Annotated in this window: 5 protein-coding genes and 1 pseudogene; 3 read left to right on the forward strand and 3 right to left on the reverse strand. The window is 74.3% G+C overall.

The features are described from left to right. A pseudogene (locus tag ACIQOV_RS28870) lies at positions 1–312 on the forward strand (exonuclease); the annotation flags it as partial. On the opposite strand, the gene ACIQOV_RS28875 reads toward ACIQOV_RS28870, so the two are convergent. Beyond that, positions 293–1390: a PP2C family protein-serine/threonine phosphatase gene (locus tag ACIQOV_RS28875; protein ID WP_401053447.1), complete on the reverse strand. Its 1098-nt coding sequence runs from the start codon at positions 1388–1390 to the stop codon at positions 293–295. The pseudogene ACIQOV_RS28870 and the gene ACIQOV_RS28875 sit on opposite strands and share 20 nt — an antisense overlap. 168 nt (positions 1391–1558) lie before the next feature. After that, the gene (locus tag ACIQOV_RS28880) at positions 1559–2800 is read right to left on the reverse strand and encodes a cytochrome P450 (RefSeq protein WP_401053449.1); all 1242 of its coding nucleotides are present in this window, start codon (positions 2798–2800) and stop codon (positions 1559–1561) included. A 132-nt stretch (positions 2801–2932) separates the two neighbouring features. Here ACIQOV_RS28880 and ACIQOV_RS28885 point away from each other — a divergent pair, with 132 nt between their 5' ends. Then, a complete protein-coding gene (locus ACIQOV_RS28885; protein ID WP_401053451.1) occupies positions 2933–3289 on the forward strand; it encodes an arsenate reductase family protein in 357 nt (118 codons plus the stop codon). A gap of 24 nt (positions 3290–3313) precedes the next feature. Here the strand turns inward: ACIQOV_RS28885 and ACIQOV_RS28890 are convergent, their stop codons facing one another. Further along, entirely contained in the window at positions 3314–3784 is a 471-nt protein-coding gene (locus ACIQOV_RS28890; protein ID WP_359896970.1) for a pyridoxamine 5'-phosphate oxidase family protein, read from the reverse strand. A 179-nt stretch (positions 3785–3963) separates the two neighbouring features. Between ACIQOV_RS28890 and ACIQOV_RS28895 the strand changes: the two genes are divergently transcribed. Further along, complete coding sequence (locus tag ACIQOV_RS28895; protein WP_401053453.1) at positions 3964–4512, forward strand: DUF1697 domain-containing protein; 549 nt, start codon at positions 3964–3966, stop codon at positions 4510–4512. Positions 4513–4531: the final 19 nt, after the last annotated feature.

Here is a 4531-nt window from a genome sequence, read left to right on the forward strand (position 1 = left end):
GGGCCGGGCGGGCAGCGGTACCGGCCGGTGATGGTGGGCTACCCGGCGGTGTACGACTGGCAGTTCCTCTACTGGTACCTGGTGCGGTTCACCGGCTCCAGCCCGTTCGGCCACTCCGGCTGCCTGGATCTGAAGACGCTGTACGCGGCGCGGGCCGGGGTGCCGTTCGCCGGGATCGGCAAGCGGTCGATGCCGCCGGAGCTGCTGCCGGACCTCCCTCATACACACCACGCCCTGGACGACGCCCGGGAGCAGGCGGAGCTGTTCGCGAACCTCTGGGAGTGGTCCGGGCCTACGGGACGTCCGGAGTGAGGGCGAGGACGGCGAGGTCGTCGGCGAGCAGGCCGGCGTACCGGTGGACGTCCTGGGCCAGGAAGGAGACCACCCGGTCGGGGGCGGTGGTGCCGAGGGCGGCGAGGCGGGGGGCCAGCGGGTAGAAGGCGCCGGCGGTGTCGCGGGCCTCGCTGACGCCGTCGGTGTAGAGCAGGACGGTGTGGCCCGGGGGCAGCGCCACGGCGACCGCCTTGCTGCGCTCGTCGGCGGGGCCGAGGTGGCCGAGGCCGAGCGGGAGCTCGTCGGCGCAGGACACCGGGGTGATGCCGCCCCCGCCGAGGAGCAGCGGGGTGGTGTGACCGCGGTTGACGATCTCCACGCAGTCCGAGCCGGGCCGGTACTGGAGCAGGACGGCGGTGACGAACAGCTCGTCGTCGCCGCGGTCGGCGGCGTCGCGCAGCACCGCGCGGTCCAGCTGGTCGGCGAGTTCGACCAGCCCGGGGGTGTCGTACGCGGCCGCCCGGAACGCGCCGAGGACGTCGGCGACGGTGCGGACCGCGCCCAGGCCCTTGCCCCGGACGTCGCCGAGCAGCACCCGCACGCCGAAGCGGGTGTCGCAGACCTCGTACAGGTCGCCGCCGACCAGCACGTCGGCCTGGGCCGGGCGGTAGAGGCCGGCCACCCGCAGCCCGCCGGCCCGCTCGGGCACCGGACGCAGCACCGTGCGCTGCAGGGTCTCGGCGACCGTACGGGCGTGGAGCAGGTTGCGGTTCTGCCGGGTGCGCTGCCAGGACAGCGCGGTGCCCATGACGCCGGAGAGCAGGGTGGCGATGTAGACCCAGACGTGGTGCTGCTCGTTGACGTGGTCCGCGCGCAGCGCCAGGCCGAGCTGGAGCGCCAGGGAGCCGGCCGTCGTGACGGCGGTCAGCACCGGGCCGTAGCTGAAGGCGGCCACCACGGGCAGTGCGGTGAGCAGGAAGCCGGCGGCGACGGCGTCCGGGACGACGGCCTCGGCGACCAGGTCCAGCACCAGCAGGAGCACCGGCAGCCAGGGCACCCAGCGCGGAACCCTGGGCTCCAGCGCCGCGGGGCGCGGCGGGCGGGGTGCTGTGCGCACGGTGGGACCTCCTGGCAGGTGGCCGTTCCGGGTGATCGGTCCGGATTGGCCGCTTTCGTCCCTCCATGCTCTCCCACGAACGGCCCAGCCACGAACGGCCGAACGTCCCGGTCCCCGGGGCCGGAGGAGCCAAATCCCCGGCCGCGGGGACCGCGCGTCACCCGACGGTCACCGGACGGTCACCGGCAGGGTCTCGTAGCCGCGCAGCACCAGGCGGTCGCGCCGGGTCGGGACGCCGCCCGGGGCGAGCCGGGGGAACCGGTCGAGCAGGGCGGGCACCGCGACCTCGGCCTCCAGCCGGGCCAGCTGGGAACCCAGGCAGAAGTGGGTGCCGCCGCCGAAGCTGAGCGGCTGGCTGTCGGTGCGGGTCGGGTCGAACACCTCGGGGTGCTCGTACCGGGCGGGGTCGTGGTTGGCCGAGCCGATCAGCAGGGTCACCGCGTGGCCGGGCGGGATCGGCAGGCCCTCGACATTCAGGCCCTCCTCCAGCGCGACCCGGCCGGTGGCCTGCACCGGGGAGTCGAAGCGCAGCACCTCGTCGGTGAACCCGGCCGGGGTGATCGCGCCGCTGCGCAGCCCGGCGGCCGCCTCGGGGTGGCGGAACAGCAGGGCCAGGCCGTTGCCGAGCAGGTTGGTGGTGGTCTCGAAGCCGGCCACCAGCAGCAGCACCAGGTTGGCCAGCAGCTCCTCGGCGGAGAGCCGCTCGTCGTCCGCGGCGGCGATCCGGGCCAGGTCGGTGACCAGGTCGTCCTGCGGCCGGGCCAGTCGCTCGGCGGCCAGCTCGGTGAAGTAGCGGGCCAGCTCGTCGGCGGCCTCGTCGGCGGCGGCCAGCTCGTCCAGGTCCTGGATGATCTCCAGCGCGACGGTCAGGTCGGAGGCGAGGTCGCGGAAGCGGTAGCGGTCCTGTTCGGGGACGCCGAGCAGCTCGCAGATCACCCCGACCGGCAGCCGGAAGGCGAAGGCGTCCATGAAGTCCACCGGCGAGCCGTCGGCGCCCTGCTCGGCCATGCCGTCCAGCAGCCGGTCGACCGCCGTCTCCACGGCCGGGCGCAGCGCGGCGACCCGGCGGGCGGTGAACACCGAGGCGATCAGCGAGCGGACCCGGGGCTGGTCGGGGGCGTTGCGCTGGAGGATCGAGCGGCCGAACAGGGCCAGCGAGGAGTGCACGGCGTACTCGGGGGCCAGTCCGGCCATCATCTCGGCGGTCGCCACCCCGAAGGCGGGCGTGCGCAGCACCTTGTTGACCGCCGCGTAGCCGCTCACCACGAACATGCCGTCCCCGGCCGGGACCACCGGGCCCAGCTCGCGGGCCCTGGCGTACAGCGGGTACGGATCGGTCCTGACCTCCGTGGTCATCAGCTGTTCGATGATCGCCGCGCCGTCCATCCGGTGCTCCCCTCCCGAGATCACGCTTCCTGTCCGGTCAACCGCCGTCGGGCGCGGCGGAGTTCCCGTACCCACCGGAATCGCGCGGCGGGGCGGGGCGGGCCGATGCGCGCGGCGGGGCGGGGCGGGCGCGGACGGCTCGGTAGGGTGACCGGCATGGAGATCTGGATCAACCCGCGGTGCGGCAAGTGCCGGGCCGCACTCGGCGAGCTGGACGGCGCCGGAGTCGAGTACACCGTGCGGCGCTACCTGGAGCAGCCGCCCACCGCGGCCGAGCTGGTACAGGTGCTGGAGCGTCTGGGCCTGGAGCCGTGGGACATCACCCGCACCGACGAGCAGGTCGCGAAGGACCTGGGGATGAAGGGCTGGCCCCGGGAGGCGGGTGAGCGCGACCGCTGGATCGCGGCGATGGCCGAGCACCCGATCCTGATCCAGCGCCCGATCATCACCGCGGACGACGGGCACGCCGTCGTGGCCCGCACCCCCGAGGCCCTCAAGTCCGTCCTGCCGTAGGGGCCTTGCGGCCGGATCGGCCGGTCAGTGGACCTGGATCCGCTCCACCGGCCGACCCGGGTGCCAGTTGTGCACGAGCAGGTGGTCGCCCTCCACGGAGGTGTGCACCACCTGGTCGAGCTCCAGCCGGAACGCGTGGAACGGGCCGGGCGGCGCCTCGGGCAGATCGGCGGCGAAGGCGGCGAGTTCGGTCTCGTCGGTGACCTCCACCGCCCTGCCGGAGACCTTGGAGTCCCCGCCGGCCATGGTCTCGTCCCCCGGGTGCGCGTGCAGTGCGAAGCGGGCGTCGCGCTGGAGGTCACGCGCCTTGACCGCGCCGTACATCGACCCGATCCACAGGTCGGCGCCGACGAACTCGACCTCCGTGCCGCTGACCCGGGGCGATCCGTCCTTGCGCAGCGTCGCCATGACGTGGTGCTTGTTCGCCTCGAACCGGGCCCGGACCAGGGGCGCCAAATCGGGGGCCTCGTGCTCGAAATCCTGCCAGGTAGCCATGGCGCCAGTCTGGCACCCGGCACCGACGGCCGCCGTGCGCGGACGACCGGACGGGCGGGGGCCGGGACGCGAAGGCGGGCGGGGCAGGACGGCGGACGCGAAGGCGGGCGGCCGGGCGGGGCGGTCCCGCGGAGCAGGGGCGCCGGGCCGCTGTCAGTGGCCGGTGCCACACTGACCGGGTGACCACCACGACCACGTACATCGCCTTCCTGCGGGCCGTCAACGTCGGCGGCCGGACGGTGCGGATGGAGCCGCTGCGGGCGCTGTTCACCGAGCTCGGCCTGGGGAACGTCCGCTCCTACATCCAGAGCGGCAACGTCTTCTTCACCACCGACGAGCCGGACCGCGCGGCGCTGACCGCGCGGATCGAGGAGCACCTGGAGCAGGCGCTCGGGTACCCGGTGCCGGCGCTGCTGCGGACGGTGGACGAGGTGGCCGGCCTGCTCGCCGCCGAGCCCTTCCGGGGCGTCGAGGTGACGCCGGACGTCCGGCTGGTCGTCGCCTTCCTCTCCGAGCCGCTGCCGGGCGAATTCACCTTCCCGTACCGCTCGCCGAAGGGCGACGTCGAGGTGCTCGGTGCCGACCCGGGGGCCGCGTACGTGGTGATCCACCTCCGGGACGGCAAGTGGGTCACCAAGGACATGTTCGGCAGGGCCTACCGGGGCACGGTCACCTCCCGGTTCCTGCACACCACGGAGAAGATCCTGGCCGCCGCCCGCAAGGCCTGACGGCCCGTACGGCGCCCCG

The organism is Kitasatospora sp. NPDC091257 (genome assembly GCF_044757675.1).
Lineage (GTDB): Bacteria > Actinomycetota > Actinomycetes > Streptomycetales > Streptomycetaceae > Kitasatospora > Kitasatospora lactacystinica.